Origin of the sequence: Pseudomonas sp. p99-361 (genome assembly GCF_003935475.1) — a bacterium.
Lineage (GTDB): Bacteria > Pseudomonadota > Gammaproteobacteria > Pseudomonadales > Pseudomonadaceae > Aquipseudomonas > Aquipseudomonas juntendi.
In genome coordinates this window covers 1-17,241 of record NZ_RHQO01000026.1, presented here as the reverse complement: position 1 = coordinate 17,241, position 17,241 = coordinate 1, and the positions used below count along the sequence as shown (strand labels likewise).

Sequence of the window (17,241 nt, the reverse complement as noted above, 5' to 3'; positions counted from 1 at the left end):
TGCGCCCTGGCAATTTCCGTTCAAACCTGCGCCCCGTTGACTCGAGACAGAGCTATATGGAAAAACGCACGATACTCGTTACAGGCGCAAGCGGCTTCATCGGCAGCGCGCTATGCCGTCAGCTGGCCAGTAACGTGGGCTTCGATACCCGAGCCGCACTGCGTGGCAATGGCCAGGCACCCGTTGCGGGTGCACAAGCGGTGCGCATCGCTGACCTCGCCGCCAGCACCGACTGGGCTGCAGCACTGGCCGGTGTCGATACTGTGGTGCATGCCGCTGCCCGGGTGCATGTCATGAAGGAAACTGCCAGCGACAGCCTGGCCGAGTTCCGTCGGGTCAATGTCGAGGGCACGCTCAATCTGGCCCGCCAGGCCGCTGCCGCAGGTGTAAGGCGCTTTATCTTCATCAGCTCGGTCAAGGTCAATGGTGAGCTCAGCCAGCCAGGCAAGCCGCTGCATGCTGATGATGTGCCGGCACCGCGGGATGCCTATGGGCTGTCCAAGCTCGAAGCAGAGCAGGGGTTGCGCCAGCTGGCAGCGACTACCGCGATGCAGGTGGTTGTGATTCGCCCTACGCTGGTCTACGGGCCGGGGGTCAAGGCCAATTTCCATAGCATGATGCGTTGGGTGCAGCGTGGTGTGCCACTGCCATTCGCAAAGGTCGACAACCGTCGCAGCCTGGTGTCGGTGGCCAACCTGGTCGACCTGATCATTACCTGCATTGACCATCCAAACGCCGCCAACCAGACCTTCATGGCCAGTGACGGGGAAGACGCTTCCCTCAGCCAACTGCTGCATGCCCTAGGTCGCGTGCTGGGGCAGCCGGCGCGCTTGCTACCTGTGCCGGTGAGGGTGTTGCATGGCGCAGCGCAGTTGGTGGGGCGGCGGGACCTCGCCCAGCGCCTGCTCGGCTCACTGCAGGTGGATATTGCCAAGAACCGGCAGTTGCTCGGCTGGTACCCTCCCTACACGTTGGAACAAGGACTGAAAATGACCGCTCAATCTTTGCTGGAAGCGCGCCGCCCATGATCTGGCTCGTTTTGGCGGCAGGCGTGGCAGCATGGTGGATGACGGCAGCGCTGCGGCGTTATGCGCTGTCCCGTAGCCTGATGGACATTCCCAATGCACGTAGCTCACACACACTGCCTACCCCGCGCGGCGGCGGCTTGAGCTTTGTGGTGGCTTTTCTGCTGGCAGCACTTTGTATGGCTATTGCAGGGCCTATCGCACCCTCCGTGGTGGTCGGGGTGCTGGGCGCCGGGGGGCTGGTGGCGGTGATCGGTTTCATGGACGACCACGGGCATATCGCTGCGCGCTGGCGCCTGTTGGGCCATTTTGCGGCTGCGGCCTGGGGCCTCGCTTGGCTGGGGGGCATGCCGCCCATCAGTGTGTTTGGCTTTACGCTGGCCCCCTTGTGGCTGAGCAGCCTATTCGGCGCGCTGTACCTGGTATGGCTGCTGAACCTCTATAACTTCATGGATGGTATCGACGGCCTCGCCAGTGTCGAGGCCATCTGCGTTTGCGTGGGGGCCAGCCTGTTGTACTGGGTAACCGATCATGCTCATCACGCCTGGCTACCCCTGTTGCTGGCTGCGACGGTGGCCGGCTTCCTGTGCTGGAATTTCCCCCCCGCCCGCATCTTCATGGGTGATGCGGGCAGTGGTTTCCTCGGTATGGTGCTGGGCCTGCTGGCGTTACTGGCAGGTTGGGTAAACCCGCTATTATTCTGGGGGTGGTTAATACTTTTGGGTGTGTTCGTGGTGGATGCCACATTTACCTTGGTTCGGCGTTTGCTGCGCGGCGACAAGGTTTACCAAGCGCATCGCAGCCATGCTTACCAGTACGCGACCCGCCACCACGGCAGCCACCGCACAGTCACCTTGGCCGTGGCGGCCATCAACCTGGGTTGGCTGTTACCCGTGGCTATGGTGGTCGTGGTATTTCAGCTCGATGGTGCACTGGGAACCTTGGTGGCCTACGTACCTCTGATAGTGTTGGCGTTAATCTATAAAGCAGGGGAAAAAGAATAGGATGAGCAAGCTCCCAAGGCATCCAGCAGGTGAACCTAGCCTGCGCCTGGCCCCTGAAACGCCGCCGGCCGTCATTCGCAGCCTGTTTGCGCTGAGGCATGCCAGATGAGCGCAGCTAAGAACAGCAGGGTGCGTGAATACCTCGTCAATCTGTCCAGGCGGCAAAAACGCCTGGTGCAAGTGTGCGCCGACGTGGTGTTGATCTGGCTAGCACTGTGGTTGTCGTTCATCGTGCGCCTTGGCATCGACGAGATGTACAACCCTATAGTCGAGCATCGCTGGTTGTTCATGGCTGCACCGGTGGTGGCCATTCCGCTGTTCATTCGCTTTGGCATGTACCGGGCGGTAATGCGTTATTTCGGTAATGACGCCTTGGTCGCCATCATCAAGGCGGTCACCCTGTCATCGCTGATATTGGCCGTGGTTGTGTATTGGTACAGCAACCACCAAGTCCTCGTCCCTCGCTCCATCGTGTTCAACTATTGGTGGTTGAGCATGGTGATCATTGGCGGGTTGCGCCTGGTCATGCGCCAGTATTTCATGGGTGACTGGTTTACCGGCGCCCATCAGATACCGTTCGCCAGCCGCGATGACGGTTTGGTCAAAGTGGCTATCTACGGCGCTGGCACGGCCGGCAACCAGTTGCTTGCAGCACTGCGCATGGGCCGTGTAATGCGTCCGGTGGCGTTCATCGATGACGATGGCGATCTGGCCAATCGGGTTATTTCCGGCTTGCAGGTCTACAAACCGAAGCATCTGCAGCAGATGATCAAGGAAACCGGAGCGCAAGAGATCCTGTTGGCCCTGCCTTCCGTGTCGCGCGCCCGGCGCAAAGAGATACTGGCCCTGCTTGAGCCCTACCCGCTGCATGTGCGCAGTGTGCCGGCCTTTGCCGACCTGGCCAGTGGCCGGGTCAAGGTAGACGACATTCAGGATGTCGACATTGCCGACCTGCTTGGGCGGGACCCAGTGCCAGCCCAGGAAGATCTGCTCGAACGCTGTATTCACAAGCAAACGGTCCTGGTTACCGGGGCAGGGGGCTCCATAGGCTCAGAGCTTTGCCGCCAGATCATCGGGCTCGGGCCTACTACATTGCTGCTGTTCGATCATAGTGAGTACAACCTGTACGCGATTCTTACCGAATTGGAGCAGCGCATTGCACGCGAATCGCTTTCGGTGAGGCTATTGCCCATTCTGGGCTCAGTGCGTAATCAGCAACATCTGGCAGATGTGATGGCGACCTGGCGTGTAGCCACTGTCTATCATGCGGCCGCTTACAAGCATGTGCCGATGGTTGAGCACAACATGGCCGAGGGCATTCTGAATAATGTCTATGGCACGCTCTGTACGGCGCAAGCGGCTCTGCAGTCAGGCGTCGCGAACTTTGTGCTCATCTCCACCGACAAGGCAGTACGGCCTACCAATGTAATGGGCGGCACCAAGCGGCTGTCGGAGTTGATTTTACAGGCCCTCAGCCGCGAGACGGCTCCCGTGTTGTACGGTGACAGCAGCAAGGTTGCGCGGGTCAATAAAACCCGCTTCACCATGGTGCGGTTTGGCAACGTACTGGGCTCCTCTGGCTCGGTGATACCGTTGTTTCACAAGCAGATCAAAAGCGGTGGCCCGATTACGGTTACGCACCCAAAAATTACCCGCTATTTCATGACTATCCCCGAAGCTGCCCAATTGGTCGTGCAGGCCGGGGCTATGGGCCAAGGCGGGGACGTCTTCGTTCTCGACATGGGCGAGCCGGTGAAAATCGTGGAGCTGGCCGAAAAAATGATTCACCTGTCGGGCCTTAGCGTGCGTAGTCCAGCGAACCCCAGCGGCGATATCGCAATTGAGTTCACAGGGTTGCGCCCGGGGGAGAAACTGTTTGAAGAGCTGTTGATCGGTGACGACGTTTCTCCTACGGTTCACCCCATGATCATGGTTGCGAATGAAGACTACGTAAGCTGGGATCTTTTGCGTGACCGTTTGGGTGCATTGCTCAATGCCGTGGCCGTGGATGACTTTGCTCGTATTCGTCAATTACTGAGGGAATTGGTCAACGGCTACGCGCCATCAGGTGAGATTGTCGACTGGATCTACCAGCAACAACAAAAAAGCTAATTGCTGCTTTTCGGCCTGCGCCGTGCTTTGCTGAAGGGTAACCAGGTCATTCACTCCACCGTTATCGAAACCATGAAGTTGAACCCTTATACCATCGCGGCAGATTGCCGCGTGTCGGTCGCTGAAGCCTACATGCTGGACAACAAGATCCGTGCCTTGATGGTGGTGGACCCCGGCGGCGCGATTGTCGGTGTTGTTGACATTTTCGACGGCAACCCTGGGTCTTGATACACGGCCGCTTCTGACGCAGAAGCGGCCCAGCTCATCATCGCAGCTTAAGCAATGGTCAACGGCGGGAACGACTTGACCAGGTCATCAAGCGCCTTGATTTGCGCCAGGAAGGGTTCCAGCTTGTCCAGTGGCAGGGCGCTGGGGCCGTCACACTTGGCTTGATCAGGGTTAGGGTGGGCTTCCAGGAACAGGCCGGCCAGGCCCACGCCCATTCCCGCACGCGCCAGCTCTACCACCTGCTCACGCCTGCCCCCGGAAGCCGCGCCGGATGGGTCGCGGTTTTGTAGGGCATGGGTGACGTCAAAGATGATCGGCAGGTCTTCGCAGGTGCGTTTCATGACGCCGAAGCCAAGCATGTCCACGACCAGGTTGTCGTAGCCCATGCAAGTGCCCCTGTCACACAAGATCAGCTGGTCATTACCCGCTTCCTTGAACTTGTGCACGATGTTCTGCATTTGCGACGGGCTAAGGAATTGCGGCTTTTTGATATTCACTGGCTTGCCGGTTTTGGCAAGGGCGACCACCAGGTCTGTCTGGCGGGCGAGGAAAGCCGGCAGCTGCAGTACATCGACCACTTCCGCGACCGGGGCCGCCTGGTAGATTTCGTGAACGTCGGTGATGATCGGTACGCCGAACTCGGCCTTCACCTTTTCGAAGATCCGCAGCCCTTCCTCCATGCCGGGGCCACGGTAGGAGTGGATCGATGAGCGGTTCGCTTTATCAAAGCTGGCTTTGAACACATACGGGATGCCCAGCTTCTGCGTTACGCGCACGTATTCGGCACAGGCGGTCAGCGCCAGGTCTTCAGACTCGAGAACATTGATGCCGCCGAACAGCACAAAAGGAGCCGAGTTGGAGCATTCGATGGTGGAGTTGATCTTGATCATTTTTTACTCGATAGGCCCAAAGGGCAGCCATTGGGACATGGCAAGTGAATTGTAGTCAGCATGCCCTTGCTAACTGCGGACGGGGGGATTCTACAATCTTTCAGCCGCTCTTTGAGCATGAGCGGATAGGGGAGCTTTTGGCCGGCTGGTATGCATTCAATTTCGGTCGGGGGTATCGCCGCATTTGCCTGGTGTCCAACCGCCGGGTGCGGAAAACCGCACCTCCGGTGGTGTGGACGGGGGACGGGCTTGTCCCGTTACCGCGACCCGATCACTGGTTTTGGATTGCCTGGTGCCAGTGCTTTTAGTGGCGTTTGTTCTTGGCAATTTCGATGTCGTTCATCAGGGCCTTGGCCAGGGCCAGTAGGTAATCCGCTGCGCCCAGCATCTTGTGGTCATCCTCCATGTCGCCTTCGCGTACCAGGTGCTTGCAGTAGCCTAGCAGCACGGAGACATGCTCATACGCATCGTCTACCGGAACGCCGGGCTGCACGCGCAGCAGGTTCAGGGTGGGGTTGCCGGCTTCGAGGAAGGTTTCGATGCCTGCGGTTAGGATGGGGGCTTGGTCGTGGTTTTTCATGTTGGGGTTCCAGTGCGTTGGCAGAAACCACCACCTCGATCTTTCTCACGGACAAAGGTGGCAGCCATTACGCGGGGTGAGAAACCGATGCACTGAAAACCGGCCAAGCCGAAGCTTGCCCGCGAATGGCCGCCATGAACAGGAGAGCAGCAGTGCTTAGCAGGTTCTCACACCCGGTCACCAAATCGGCGACCCGGTGAAGTTATCCCTGGGGCATTTCCCCGGCTATTCAGCTGCTTCTGACCGGAGCGTAGGATAGTTCGCTTGTTGTCCAAAGCTGAAGAGGCGGGGAAGCGTTTCAGGAAAGTCTGACATAATTGATTTCGACAGATTGACTGGTCCCATCGGGATCGAAGGCCAGGACAAGGTCGATGTCTTGTAACGCGGCGTCCCATTCCACCTCCACCGACAACAGTGGCAAGGTCAGGCTTCCGGTTCTTGGGGCATTTTGCGGCGTGCCTTGTGGGAAAACAGCCGGCTAAGGGTGGGCAGGCGCTTGCGGAGATTTAGGCATTTGCCCACACGTTGGTCGGCAGGGCCATGCCTCAGTGAGGACGACGCCTAAGGGGGGCTGTGAACTCGGTTTGAGGGTCGGCGAGGTTGATAGGCTTGTTGACGGATCTGGTAACCATTCGCTGGTGGGCGTGGGTGTTTTGCTTCCGAGTTAGTCGCTAGGGTTGTTGGCACGGCCGAAGGAAACCGGCTGCTGTAAAAGACCAACCCAAGGAGTGTTCACCATGCGTAACAACGTTCTGTCGTACCTGCTGCTGCCGCTGTTCGCCAGCCTGTCCTTTTCCCTCAGTGCCGCCCCGGCCAATACGGCAGCGGTTGCCGAACCGGTGCCGATAGTCAGCCAGCAGCAGGTGCAGCAGCCGCAGCGGCTGGACCTGAACAAGGCCGATGCCCTGACCCTGCAGAAGGAGCTGAATGGCATTGGCAAGGCCAAGGCCGAGGCCATTGTGGCCTACCGCGAAGCGAATGGGCCGTTTGCCTCGGTGGATGAGTTGCTGGAGATCAAGGGGATAGGCAATGCTCTGCTGGAGCGCAACCGGGACAAAGTGATGGTGGAGTAACTGCAGGAGGGGCAGGGGGCGTGCAAGTCAGTTAAGTAATTTGGGGCCGCTTTGCGACCCTTCGCGGGCACGCCCGCTCCCACAGGGGATCGCGCATTTCTTGAGTTCAGCACCTCAACGTGTGGGAGCGGGCGTGCCCGCGAAGGGCTGCAAAGCAGCCCCAGTAACGCTTAACTAACAGGCACTACCCCCCAGCCCCGTTTATATAAGTGGCCGTAACAACAATCCTCGCGCCCCGGGCAACGGCGGGGCATTTCAGCGATCCCGCGCATCCTTGGCATCTGCCTCGGCGTTGCGCTCATGCACCTTGCGCAGTTGCTCATCGGTAAGCGGCAGTTTCTTGGCCGTGTCGCGCAACATCATCAACCCGCCGACGATGGAGCCAAGGGCTATGATGAGGATCAGCCAGGCATACCAGGGCATTGTCGTTCTCCTTTGATCGGGCCATGGGCAACGCGTGTGTAAAGTTTGAGCAATTACCCGTTCCGTTGGTTCAATTATAGGTGCCCGCCCGTGCCGGGCCAATTCCGTGACCTGCGGGCCCCAAAGCCCGCGCCACTTCGTTTACAATGCGCGCCGTTTTCGACTTGCCAAGAGACCCTGCCATGTCCGCCTGCCAGACGCCCCTGATCGTCGCCCTGGATTTCCCGACCCGTGATGCCGCCCTGAAGCTGGCTGACCAGCTTGACCCTGCGCTGTGCCGGGTAAAGGTGGGCAAAGAGCTGTTCACCAGCAGCGCTTCGGGCATTGTTGAAACCCTGTGCGCCAAGGGCTTCGAAGTGTTCCTCGACCTCAAGTTCCACGACATCCCCAACACCACGGCCATGGCGGTAAAGGCAGCGGCCGAAATGGGGGTGTGGATGGTCAACGTGCATTGCTCCGGTGGCCTGCGCATGATGGCGGCCTGCCGCGAAGAACTGGCCAAGCGCAGCGGCCCGCAGCCGTTGCTGATTGGCGTGACCGTGCTGACCAGCATGGAACGTGAAGACCTGGCCGACATCGGCCTGGATGTAGACCCGCAAGAGCAGGTATTGCGACTGGCGGCATTGGCGCAGAAAGCGGGCATGGACGGGCTGGTTTGCTCGGCGCTGGAGGCACCGGCCTTGAAGGCGGCGCACCCCGCGCTGCAGTTGGTGACCCCGGGTATTCGCCCGGCGGGTAGCGCGCAGGATGACCAGCGCCGCATCCTCACCCCGCGCCAAGCGCTGGATGCCGGCTCGGATTACCTGGTGATCGGCCGGCCCATCAGCCAAGCGGCAAACCCTGGCCAGGCGCTGTCAGCCGTTGTTGCCGAAATTCGCAACTGAGTGCCGAGCCATCGTTGGGCCAAAGCCTTGCGCGTTAGGCGCTCTGTTCACATGCCTGTGTTACGGTCACATCGAGTAAGCAGCCCGTGAGTTCCCCACTCTTGTCGAGAACGTCAATGTCAGCCGATGTATTAGTCGAATCCCCGGCCCAGCGCTGGGGAAGGAAGGTCAACAGCTATGTTCTCCCTTTGGGTTGGCTGGTCATGCTCACGGGCATGTTCTGGGTGGGGGAACGTTCTCTCTACCACAAGCTGTTCTATATCCTGCTGGCAGTGCCAACCTTGGTGGCGCTGCTATTGCAGCCGGCAATGCTGAAAAAGCTGGCCGGCAATCCTTTATTCATCGCATTCCTGGTGTTTTGTGCGTACACCATGCTGAGCATTGCATGGTCCGACTCGGCCAACTCCGCAGGGAGCTTGCTGAAAAGGCCGTTGTACATCGCCATGGTGCTGCTATCGGCAGGCATGATCAGCCTGCATGCCCCGGCCCATCTCCAGCAGTGCGTGCGCATCGCTGCAACTCTGGTAGGGATAGCGGCGGCCCTGTACCTCGGCTATTTCCTGCTTTACCAACGGCCAGCGGGTGCCAGCCGGCTGGAAGGTTACGGGGCCCTGTACAACCCTCTACTAACCGCTCATGTGCTGGGCGCTTTCACAGCCGTATGGCTGGCGTACTGGTTCCAGGCAAAACGCGTGCTCGACCCGATGTCGCTGGTGTGGCTGGCGATCCTGGGCGCCACGGTAGTAGCCACAGGTTCACGGACACCTTTGATGGGCTTGGGCGCGGCATTGGCGTGGCTGATTATTGTCGGCGACCGTAAACGCGGGCTGTTGGCGCTGGCTGCGGTGTTGATCGCGCTGCTGGGCATGGTGCTGGTCTACCCGGAGGCCATCACGCAGCGGGGCTTGTCCTATCGCCCGGCCATTTGGCTGGAGGCGCTGCGCCAGATTGGCGAGCATCCGTGGCTGGGGCATGGTTACGACACGCCCATGACCGTGATTATTCCGGGCCTCGCGCAAACGCTTGCCGACCCCCATAACATCGAGTTGGGCGTGCTGTATTCAGGCGGGGTGGTGGGCTTGGTGCTGTGGATGACGATCTACAGCCTGGCCATGTACTTCTGCTGGAATTATCGCAAGCACCCTGGTGTAACGCTGGCTGCCACCTGGCTGATCTTCGGCTTTGTCTCGGGCCTGACTGAAGGCAGTGCATTCATGTCACGCCCGAAAGAGCATTGGTTTCTGATCTGGATTCCGTTGGCGCTGGTCTACGGGCAGTCACTGATCCATTGGCAGCGCGGCCGCGTTACTTAAGACCAGAGCAACCGCCACAGCCCGCGCAGGGTCTTGCGGTTCCAGTACCTGAGCGGGATTTGCGCAAGCATTTCCCGGCTCAGCGCTTTGTCCCGGTTGGCGTACTTCAATAGCATGGAGTTGCGGAATTTCATGCAAACCTGCTCGTACTGCGGGTGGTCGCTGAACACTGCAAAGGTTCGCAGTACGTTATCAACCATGAAGCGGCCGTTCTTGAAGGTATTGGTAGGGTGGTCACGGTACTGCGCCAGTACTTCACCCAACACGTCGATGTAATAACCGGCCCGAGCAATCGACAACTCGATGTAAACGTCTTCCAGGCGGATATCCGGGTTGAAGCCACCTACCTTTTCCAGGGCCTCACGGCGCAGCATCAAAGTGGCTGCCATGGGCCCTGGCTTGCGGTCGAGGAACAAGTCGTCGAAGTCCAGGCGGCGGAAGGGCAGGTTGCGGTTGCGCTGCTCACGGGCACCCATCACCTTGCCGTCCTGGTCGATGGTTTCGATGTTGGCTGAGCAAATTCCCACCTCGGGCTTGCCCTGCATATACGCCACCTGGGTGGCGATACGGTGCGCAAGCATGATGTCGTCAGAGCCAAAAGGCACTATCAGGTCGCCCTTGGCTTGCGCGATCGCATCGTTGAGGGTGCGTGCCAGGCCCTGGTTGGCCTGCAGGCGTAGGTAGAAACCGTGCTGCTGCTGCAAACGCTTGAGCAATGCGGGGCTGTCGTCCTTGGAACCGTCATCGATCACCAGAAGCTCGATATTCCTGTAGGTCTGGTTGATGACGCTCATGATGCTGGCTTCGATGTAGCGCGCATGGTTGTAAGACGCGATGATCACTGTCACCAACGGATTGTCAGTAACGGCGTGATTCTCAGAACACATTTCAAACCCCTAGCGTTGATCCGTTTTGTCTGACGCTTAGGTGCAGACTGCCTGTTTGCCCAGGCCTGAAGTGATGGTAATCCAATGTCTTGCTCAGGCTTTACCCATTCTAAATGAAGGGGCAACGAAGGGATACGGCAGGTATCGGACAGGCAAGGTCAACCTGTGAATCCGGTACGCCGAAGGGTGCTGCAATTCGCGGCGCCAGCAGGGCCACGGGCGCCTGCTGAGCGTGCGGGAATGAGGGGGGCTGTGCTGCGCAGCCCGGCGTGAAGCCAGGCCGCAACTTCCGGGGGCTGCGCATTCGGGTAGGGTTAAACCTTCAGGACCAACTTGCCGAAATTCTCACCGTTGAACAGCTTCAGCAAGGTCTCTGGGAAGGTCTCCAGCCCCTCCACCACATCTTCCTTGCTTTTCACCTGCCCGTTGGCCAGCCACCCGGCAATTTCCTGTGCGGCCTTGCCGTACTCCTTGGTGTGGTCCATCACCACAAAACCTTCCATGCGCGCGCGGTTCACCAGCAATGCCAGGTAGTTGGCCGGGCCCTTCACCGCTTCCTTGTTGTTGTACTGGCTGATGGCACCGCAAATCACGATGCGTGCCTTGAAGTTGATGCGCGTCAGCACCGCGTCCAGAATCTCGCCGCCCACGTTGTCGAAGTACACGTCCACGCCTTTCGGGCATTCGCGCTTCAAACCGGCCAGCACGTCTTCGGCCTTGTAGTCGATCACCCCGTCAAAGCCCAGCTCGTCCTTCAGGTACTGGCACTTCTCGGCGCCGCCAGCAATGCCCACCACGCGGCAACCCTTCACCTTGGCAATCTGCCCGACAATGCTGCCCACCGCGCCGGCCGCGCCGGAAATCACCACGGTGTCGCCAGCCTTGGGCTGGCCCACTTCCAGCAGGGCGAAGTAGGCGGTCATGCCGGTCATGCCCAGCGCCGACAGGTAGCGTGGCAGCGGCGCCAGGTTGGGGTCGATTTTGTGCAGGCCCTGGGGCTCGCCGGTGAAGTAGTCCTGCACGCCCAGCGCGCCGCTTACATGGTCGCCGGGCTTGAAGTCCGGGTGGTTGGAGGCTACCACCTCGCCCACGCCCAGCGCGCGCATCACCTGGCCCAGGGCCACCGGCGGAATGTAGGACTTGCCTTCGTTCATCCAGCCGCGCATGGCGGGGTCCAGCGACAGGTACAGGTTGCGCACCAGCACCTGGCCTTCGCCGGGTTGCTCGGCAGGTACGGTCTCGTAGCTGAAGTCGTCTCGGCGCACGGCACCCACCGGGCGTTTGGCGAGCAGGAAGCGGCGGTTGGTTTGGCTCATGACGGGGTCCTTGTAGGCAGTGGAGGGAAACAGGGCTTCAATCTACCCTGTTGATGAAGTCAGGTGCTTAATATCACTGACAAGCATGGCAGCCCAAATGCTCATGTGATGATGCTGCCTCGCCAGACAACGCCTGACTATGCTCTGAACCCCACCATACCGTCACAGGAGCGCGCGATGAGCATGACCTTTTCTGGCCAGGTAGCCCTGGTTACCGGCGCGGCGGCCGGCATTGGCCGGGCAACCGCCCTGGCGTTCGCCCAGCAGGGTTTGAAGGTGGTAGTGGCCGACCGCGACACGGTCGGCGGTGAAGCCACCGTAGCGCTTGTCCAGGCAGCGGGGGGCCAGGCGCTGTTCATTGCCTGCGACGTAACCCGTGACGCATCGGTGCGTCAGTTGCACGACGAGCTGATGGCGGCCTATGGCCGGCTCGACTACGCCTTCAACAACGCCGGTATCGAGATCGAGCAGCATCGCCTGGCCGACGGCAGCGAGGCCGAGTTCGACGCCATCATGGGCGTGAACGTGAAGGGGGTGTGGTTGTGCATGAAGTACCAGCTGCCGTTGCTGCTGGCCCAGGGCGGCGGGGTGATCGTGAATACCGCTTCGGTGGCAGGGCTGGGCGCGGCGCCGAAGATGAGCATCTACAGTGCCAGCAAGCATGCGGTCATCGGCCTGACCAAGTCGGCGGCCATCGAGTACGCCAAGAAGGGCATCCGCGTGAACGCGGTGTGCCCGGCGGTGATCGACACCGACATGTTCCGCCGCGCCTATGAAGCTGACCCGCGCAAGGCTGAATTCGCCGCGGCCATGCACCCGGTCGGGCGCATTGGCAAGGTGGAGGAAATTGCCAGTGCGGTGCTGTACTTGTGCAGCGACGGCGCGGCGTTCACCACTGGCCACTGCCTGACTGTGGACGGTGGGGCGACAGCGATCTGATGAAACCGACTTCAGCGCAGCTAAAAGCGACAAGACATAGCTATTTGACACTATTCTGACGTCAGGCCCTTGTTCAGCAGCAGGCAACGTTGCCAACCTTGGCCTTCGGGTTAACCTCGCAAGCACAAGGGGAATGGGCAATGGGCGCGAGCAAGCATGGTGTGCTGGCCAACCTGGGCATGGCCCGTAAACTGGGGCTGGGCTTTGCCCTGGTGCTGCTGCTGACGCTGGCGGTCGCGGCCATTGGTGTTGCGGCGTTATACAGCGTGGGCCAGCGCTTCGACAGCTTGCGCCAGCTGGCCCAGTTCAATACCGACCTGCTGCGCTTGCGCCAGCACGAACAGGCATTTGCCCTGCGTTCCGACCTGAAACAGGCCGAGGCGCTGCGCAGCGGCCTCAAGGGCCTGGCCGAGCGCGCCCGTACCCTGCCGGCGCTGACGGCGGCAGAGTCCGACCTGGCGGCCTACGGCCAGGCATTCGAGGCCTTCGTGCAGGCGGTGCAGGCCAAGGAGCTGGCGCTGGACATGGCCAGCTGGTCGGTGTCCAGCGTGGCCAATAACCTGGATGTGCTGCAGGCCGGCCTGGCCGACGATGGCGTGTACACCCTCAAGCAGTCCCAAGGCCAGCAGGGCGGCGAGTTTCTCGAGCAAGCCGGGCAGGTGGCACAGGTGTCGCGGCTGATGCTGCAGGCCATGGACGAAGCGCGGGTGCGCCTGGAGCAAAGCCGCAAGGGCGAAGAGGGTGTCAGTAAAGAGCGCATTGCCCAAACCGTCGAGGCGGCCAGCCTGGTCGGCCAGCTGCAGGGCGCCATCGCCGATGCCGGTTACCAGAGCGTGCTGGGCGAAGTGGCGGGGCACATCGGCAGCTTCTCGGAAAAGCTCAACGAATACACCGACGAGTTGGCCCGTGAACAAGGGTTGAAGGACCAGTTGCAGGCCAGTGCCGAGCAGGTCACCGGGCGCGTCGACCAGGCCTACCTGGCGCAGGAGCAGGCCCTGCAGGGCGAGCTGCAGCGCAATGCCCTGGCCATTGGCCTGGCCACGGTGCTGGCGCTGTTGGCCGGCGTGCTGGCGGCCTGGTTGATTACCCGCGCGGTGGTCGGCCCGCTCAAGCATGTGATCGCCCGCGCCCAGCGCATTGCTGCGGGCGAGCTGGCGTTCGATGCTCAGGCGCCGCGGCGTGACGAAGTGGGGCAGTTGATGCAGGCCATGCAGCAGATGGCCGCGGGGCTGGCCGGTATTGTCAGTGGCTTGCAGCAGGGGATCGAGCAACTGGCAGGCAGTGCCCAGGCGCTGTCGGCGGTGACCGAACAGACCAACCGTGAGGTGGGCAGCCAGAAAGAGGAAACCGAACAGGTCGCCACCGCCATGCAACAGATGACCGCCACCGTGCACGATGTGGCGCGCAACGCCGAAGAAGCAGCCCAAGCGGCCGAGTCGGCAGACGCCAAGGTCGGCTCGGGCCAGCAGGTGGTGCGCCAGAGCATGCAGCGCATCGAACAGCTGGCCGCCGCGGCGGAAACCGCCAGTGCCGGCATCGACAGCCTCAGTGCCGAAATCCATACCATTGGCGATGTGCTGGAAGTGATCAAGAGCGTGGCCGAGCAAACCAACCTGCTGGCGCTGAACGCCGCCATCGAAGCTGCCCGGGCCGGTGAGCAGGGGCGCGGTTTTGCCGTGGTGGCCGATGAGGTGCGGGCGCTGGCCAAGCGTACCCGTCAGTCCACCGAGCAGATCGAGACCCTGGTGGCCAGCTTGCGCGGCAATGCGCAGCAGTCGGTGGCGCAGATCCGCGGCAGTGCCGAACTGGTGCGTATGGCGGTGGCTGACGCGTTGCACACCGAAAGTGCGCTGGGCAGTATTGCTGCGGCAGTGTCGTTGATTCAGCAGATGAACCAGCAGATCGCCGCGGCAGCCGAGCAGCAGAGTTCGGTGGCCGAAGAGATCAGCCGCAGCGTCACACAGATCCGCGGCAGTGCCGACCAGGCGGCCTTGGCCATGCAGGACAATGCCCGGTCAAGTGTGGAGCTGGCGCAGTTGGGCACCGACCTGAAGGGGATGGTGGGGCATTTCAGGTTGTAGCCCAGGTGGTTTCTGGCGATGGCATCAGGGTTGCCAGGTGCTCGCCGTAGCATCTTCAGCGCCTGTGAGATCGAGCGCCGCCCGCGCGGCGCATCGCGAGCTGCGCTCGCTCCTACGTTTGTTTCGGGCCAGTAACCCCTGTGCCAGATGCGCGCGGCCGCCTTGTTCGTACGACGCGATTTTGAGGCATGCGCCAAGGCGTTCGCGCGCAAATCCCACAGGAATAATTGGCCCGAAACAAACGTAGGAGCGAGCGCAGCTCGCGATTGCGCCGCGCGGGCGGCGCTCGCTCTAACAGGCGCTGCCATACCTTGTGGCAAACACCTGTCAGCCCTGATGCGATCCCTGTGGGAGCTGGCTTGCCAGCGATAGGGCCGGTACAGGCAATAATGGCCTTCAGGCCTTGCGCGGGTTAAGAATCACCAGGGCCAAAACCCCCGCCACAATCCCCCAGAACGCCGACCCGATCGAGAACAGGGTCAGCCCCGACGCCGTCACCATGAAGGTAATCACTGCCGCCTCACGCTCGCGCGCTTCGCTCATGGCAACCGTCAGCCCGTTCATGATCGAGCCAAACAGCGCCAGCGCCGCAATCGACAGCACCAGCTCTTTCGGCAACGCGGCAAACAGCGCTGCCAGGGTCGCCCCGAACACCCCGGCGATGCCGTAGAAAATCCCGCACCACACCGCCGCGGTGTAGCGTTTGCTAGGGTCTTCATGGGCATGCGGCCCAGTGCAGATGGCCGCGCTGATCGCCGCCAGGTTGACCCCGTGCGAGCCAAACGGCGCCAGCAGCAGCGAGGCAAAACCGGTAGCCGAGATCAGTGGCGAGGCCGGTACCTGGTAGCCGTCGGCGCGCAGCACGGCCACGCCAGGCATGTTCTGCGAAGTCATGGCCACCACGAACAGCGGAATGCCGATGCTGATGGTGGCGGCCAGCGAGAAGCTCGGCGTGGTCCACACCGGCTTGGCCACTTCCAGGTGGAAGCCGCTGAAGTCCAGCAGGCCCAGCGCGCCCGACAGTGCGGTACCCACCAGCAAGGCCGCCAGCACGCAGTAGCGCGGCGACAGCCGCTTGACCAGCAGGTAGCTGAAGAACATGCCCAACACCAGCAGGGTACGGTGCTGCGCCGCCACAAAAATTTCGCTGCCGATCTTGAACAGGATGCCCGCCAGCAACGCCGAAGCCAGCGACGCCGGAATGCGTTTGACCAGGCGCTCGAAGCTGCCGGTCAGCCCGCACACCAGCACCAGCACCGCGCAGGTGATGTAGGCGCCAATGGCCTCGCCATAGCTGACCCCGCCCAGGCTGGTGATCAGCAGCGCTGCGCCGGGGGTGGACCAGGCAATGGTGATGGGGGTGCGGTAGCGCAATGACAGGCCGATACTGCACACCGCCATGCCAATCGACAGCGCCCAAATCCACGACGAGATCTGCGCAGTGGTCAGCCCGGCCGCCTGGCCGGCCTGGAACATCAGCACCAGCGAGCTGGTATAACCGGTGAGCATGGCGATGAAGCCGGCGACCACCGCCGACGGGGCGCTGTCTGCCAGGGGCCGCAGGCGTGCGGAAGTGGCATTGGTCATGAACAAAGTCCTTGTAAAGGTGTAAGCAGTTTTTTCAGACTACAGCCAGCAAGGTGGATCCTTGCCATACAGCGGCCATTGCTTTTAGCCGTACAGTCGCCAACTATTGGGCGCAATTGCAAAACTGCTTTGCAGGGAGGGGCGATGTACAAGGTTTATGGCGACTACCAGTCGGGTAACTGCTACAAGGTCAAGCTGATGTTGAGCCTGCTGGGCCGGCCGTACGAATGGCACCCGGTGGACATTCTCAAGGGCGAGACCGAAACGCCGGCGTTTCTGGCGATGAATCCCAATGGCAAGGTGCCGGTGCTGGAGCTGGAAGACGGCACTTACCTGTGGGAGTCCAACGCCATTCTCAATTTCCTGGCCGATGGCAGCACATTCCTGCCCAGCGAGCCGCGCCTGCGCACCCAGGTGTTGCAGTGGCAGTTCTTCGAGCAGTACAGCCACGAGCCGTACATTGCCGTGGCGCGTTTCATCCAGTTTTACCTGGGGCTGCCAGATGAGCGTATGGAGGAATACAAAAAGCTGCACAAGGGCGGCTACAAGGCCTTGAAGGTGATGGAACGCCAGCTGCAGATGACCCCGTACCTGGTCGGTGAGCAGTATTCGATTGCCGATGTGGCGTTGTATGCCTACACCCATGTGGCCCATCAGGGCGGGTTCGACCTGGCCGTTTACCCTGCCGTTCGCGCCTGGCTGGCGCGGGTTGCCAGCCACCCGAGGCATGTGCCGATGGTGGGTTGACCGCTAACCTGTACCGGCCCCATCGCTGGCAAGCCAGCTCCCACAGGGATCGCCTTAGGGCTGACAGGTGTTTGCCACAAGGTATGGCAGCGCCTGTGAGATCGAGCGCCGCCCGCGCGGCGCAATCGCGAGCTGCGCTCGCTCCTACGTTT

Annotated in this window: 16 protein-coding genes and 1 pseudogene; 11 read left to right on the top strand and 6 right to left on the bottom strand. The window is 61.2% G+C overall.

Annotated elements, in window-relative coordinates; translation table 11 throughout:
- The first annotated feature begins 56 nt into the window (after window positions 1–56).
- The 4 genes from EGJ22_RS13635 (at window position 57) to EGJ22_RS13620 (ending at window position 4,369) form a co-directional block, all read left to right on the top strand.
- Window positions 57–1,028, top strand: a complete 972-nt coding sequence (locus EGJ22_RS13635; RefSeq protein WP_125920287.1) for an SDR family oxidoreductase — start codon at window positions 57–59, stop codon at window positions 1,026–1,028.
- On the top strand, window positions 1,025–2,029 hold the full coding sequence (locus tag EGJ22_RS13630) for a glycosyltransferase family 4 protein (RefSeq protein ID WP_125920286.1): 1,005 nt from the start codon (window positions 1,025–1,027) through the stop codon (window positions 2,027–2,029). The genes EGJ22_RS13635 and EGJ22_RS13630 overlap by 4 nt, the downstream gene beginning before the upstream one ends.
- Before the next feature lie 105 nt (window positions 2,030–2,134).
- Window positions 2,135–4,141 (top strand): nucleoside-diphosphate sugar epimerase/dehydratase, encoded by a 2,007-nt coding sequence (locus EGJ22_RS13625; protein ID WP_070085781.1) that lies wholly within the window; start codon window positions 2,135–2,137, stop codon window positions 4,139–4,141.
- Window positions 4,142–4,369, top strand: coding sequence for a hypothetical protein (locus EGJ22_RS13620; RefSeq protein ID WP_223809651.1), 228 nt, complete (start codon window positions 4,142–4,144; stop codon window positions 4,367–4,369). It abuts the gene before it with no gap.
- Between the two features lie 47 nt (window positions 4,370–4,416).
- On the opposite strand, the gene kdsA is transcribed toward EGJ22_RS13620, so the two are convergent.
- Both kdsA and EGJ22_RS13610 read right to left on the bottom strand, forming a co-directional pair.
- Window positions 4,417–5,259 carry a 3-deoxy-8-phosphooctulonate synthase gene (gene kdsA / locus EGJ22_RS13615; protein WP_009685954.1) on the bottom strand — a complete coding sequence of 281 codons (843 nt, stop codon included), beginning with the start codon at window positions 5,257–5,259 and terminating at the stop codon, window positions 4,417–4,419.
- A gap of 304 nt (window positions 5,260–5,563) precedes the next feature.
- Entirely contained in the window at window positions 5,564–5,839 is a 276-nt protein-coding gene (locus EGJ22_RS13610; protein WP_070085780.1) for a DUF3077 domain-containing protein, read from the bottom strand.
- A 737-nt stretch (window positions 5,840–6,576) separates the two neighbouring features.
- On the opposite strand from EGJ22_RS13610, the gene EGJ22_RS13605 reads away from it, so the two are divergent.
- Window positions 6,577–6,912: a helix-hairpin-helix domain-containing protein gene (locus EGJ22_RS13605; RefSeq protein WP_029885250.1), complete on the top strand. Its 336-nt coding sequence runs from the start codon at window positions 6,577–6,579 to the stop codon at window positions 6,910–6,912.
- A 255-nt stretch (window positions 6,913–7,167) separates the two neighbouring features.
- On the opposite strand, the gene EGJ22_RS13600 is transcribed toward EGJ22_RS13605, so the two are convergent.
- Window positions 7,168–7,335, bottom strand: coding sequence for a DUF2897 family protein (locus EGJ22_RS13600; protein WP_009685950.1), 168 nt, complete (start codon window positions 7,333–7,335; stop codon window positions 7,168–7,170).
- 182 nt (window positions 7,336–7,517) lie between these two features.
- Here EGJ22_RS13600 and pyrF point away from each other — a divergent pair, with 182 nt between their 5' ends.
- Window positions 7,518–8,219, top strand: a complete 702-nt coding sequence (gene pyrF, locus EGJ22_RS13595) for an orotidine-5'-phosphate decarboxylase (protein ID WP_009685949.1) — start codon at window positions 7,518–7,520, stop codon at window positions 8,217–8,219.
- A 116-nt stretch (window positions 8,220–8,335) separates the two neighbouring features.
- Entirely contained in the window at window positions 8,336–9,532 is a 1,197-nt protein-coding gene (locus EGJ22_RS13590) for an O-antigen ligase (protein WP_054890038.1), read from the top strand.
- Here the strand turns inward: EGJ22_RS13590 and EGJ22_RS13585 are convergent.
- Both EGJ22_RS13585 and EGJ22_RS13580 read right to left on the bottom strand, forming a co-directional pair.
- A complete protein-coding gene (locus EGJ22_RS13585) occupies window positions 9,529–10,419 on the bottom strand; it encodes a glycosyltransferase (protein ID WP_125920285.1) in 891 nt (296 codons plus the stop codon). The genes EGJ22_RS13590 and EGJ22_RS13585 overlap by 4 nt on opposite strands.
- 314 nt (window positions 10,420–10,733) lie before the next feature.
- Window positions 10,734–11,735: an NADP-dependent oxidoreductase gene (locus tag EGJ22_RS13580; RefSeq protein ID WP_054890037.1), complete on the bottom strand. Its 1,002-nt coding sequence runs from the start codon at window positions 11,733–11,735 to the stop codon at window positions 10,734–10,736.
- A 177-nt stretch (window positions 11,736–11,912) separates the two neighbouring features.
- Here EGJ22_RS13580 and EGJ22_RS13575 point away from each other — a divergent pair, with 177 nt between their 5' ends.
- The 3 genes and pseudogenes from EGJ22_RS13575 to EGJ22_RS26920 all read left to right on the top strand — a co-directional run bounded on the left by EGJ22_RS13575 (window position 11,913) and on the right by EGJ22_RS26920 (window position 14,755).
- Complete coding sequence (locus tag EGJ22_RS13575; protein ID WP_009685945.1) at window positions 11,913–12,674, top strand: SDR family oxidoreductase; 762 nt, start codon at window positions 11,913–11,915, stop codon at window positions 12,672–12,674.
- A gap of 140 nt (window positions 12,675–12,814) precedes the next feature.
- A pseudogene (locus EGJ22_RS26925) lies at window positions 12,815–13,846 on the top strand (methyl-accepting chemotaxis protein); the annotation flags it as partial.
- A gap of 27 nt (window positions 13,847–13,873) precedes the next feature.
- Complete coding sequence (locus EGJ22_RS26920; RefSeq protein ID WP_370738709.1) at window positions 13,874–14,755, top strand: methyl-accepting chemotaxis protein; 882 nt, start codon at window positions 13,874–13,876, stop codon at window positions 14,753–14,755.
- 396 nt (window positions 14,756–15,151) lie between these two features.
- Here the strand turns inward: EGJ22_RS26920 and EGJ22_RS13565 are convergent, their stop codons facing one another.
- Entirely contained in the window at window positions 15,152–16,342 is a 1,191-nt protein-coding gene (locus EGJ22_RS13565) for a benzoate/H(+) symporter BenE family transporter (protein WP_029887246.1), read from the bottom strand.
- Between the two features lie 144 nt (window positions 16,343–16,486).
- Here EGJ22_RS13565 and EGJ22_RS13560 point away from each other — a divergent pair, with 144 nt between their 5' ends.
- Complete coding sequence (locus tag EGJ22_RS13560) at window positions 16,487–17,089, top strand: glutathione S-transferase family protein (RefSeq protein WP_125920283.1); 603 nt, start codon at window positions 16,487–16,489, stop codon at window positions 17,087–17,089.
- Window positions 17,090–17,241 lie beyond the last annotated feature (152 nt).

What these genes read in the sequence shown, in the direction of transcription:
- EGJ22_RS13635 (WP_125920287.1), top strand. Translation starts at nt 57, where the DNA reads ATGGAAAAACGCACGATACTCGTTACAGGCGCAAGCGGCTTCATCGGC.
- EGJ22_RS13630 (WP_125920286.1), top strand. Translation starts at nt 1,025, where the DNA reads ATGATCTGGCTCGTTTTGGCGGCAGGCGTGGCAGCATGGTGGATGACG.
- EGJ22_RS13625 (WP_070085781.1), top strand. Translation starts at nt 2,135, where the DNA reads ATGAGCGCAGCTAAGAACAGCAGGGTGCGTGAATACCTCGTCAATCTG.
- kdsA (WP_009685954.1), bottom strand. Translation starts at nt 5,259, where the DNA reads ATGATCAAGATCAACTCCACCATCGAATGCTCCAACTCGGCTCCTTTT.
- EGJ22_RS13610 (WP_070085780.1), bottom strand. Translation starts at nt 5,839, where the DNA reads ATGAAAAACCACGACCAAGCCCCCATCCTAACCGCAGGCATCGAAACC.
- EGJ22_RS13605 (WP_029885250.1), top strand. Translation starts at nt 6,577, where the DNA reads ATGCGTAACAACGTTCTGTCGTACCTGCTGCTGCCGCTGTTCGCCAGC.
- EGJ22_RS13600 (WP_009685950.1), bottom strand. Translation starts at nt 7,335, where the DNA reads ATGCCCTGGTATGCCTGGCTGATCCTCATCATAGCCCTTGGCTCCATC.
- pyrF (WP_009685949.1), top strand. Translation starts at nt 7,518, where the DNA reads ATGTCCGCCTGCCAGACGCCCCTGATCGTCGCCCTGGATTTCCCGACC.
- EGJ22_RS13590 (WP_054890038.1), top strand. Translation starts at nt 8,336, where the DNA reads ATGTCAGCCGATGTATTAGTCGAATCCCCGGCCCAGCGCTGGGGAAGG.
- EGJ22_RS13585 (WP_125920285.1), bottom strand. Translation starts at nt 10,419, where the DNA reads ATGTGTTCTGAGAATCACGCCGTTACTGACAATCCGTTGGTGACAGTG.
- EGJ22_RS13580 (WP_054890037.1), bottom strand. Translation starts at nt 11,735, where the DNA reads ATGAGCCAAACCAACCGCCGCTTCCTGCTCGCCAAACGCCCGGTGGGT.
- EGJ22_RS13575 (WP_009685945.1), top strand. Translation starts at nt 11,913, where the DNA reads ATGAGCATGACCTTTTCTGGCCAGGTAGCCCTGGTTACCGGCGCGGCG.
- EGJ22_RS26920 (WP_370738709.1), top strand. Translation starts at nt 13,874, where the DNA reads ATGCAGGCCATGCAGCAGATGGCCGCGGGGCTGGCCGGTATTGTCAGT.
- EGJ22_RS13565 (WP_029887246.1), bottom strand. Translation starts at nt 16,342, where the DNA reads ATGACCAATGCCACTTCCGCACGCCTGCGGCCCCTGGCAGACAGCGCC.
- EGJ22_RS13560 (WP_125920283.1), top strand. Translation starts at nt 16,487, where the DNA reads ATGTACAAGGTTTATGGCGACTACCAGTCGGGTAACTGCTACAAGGTC.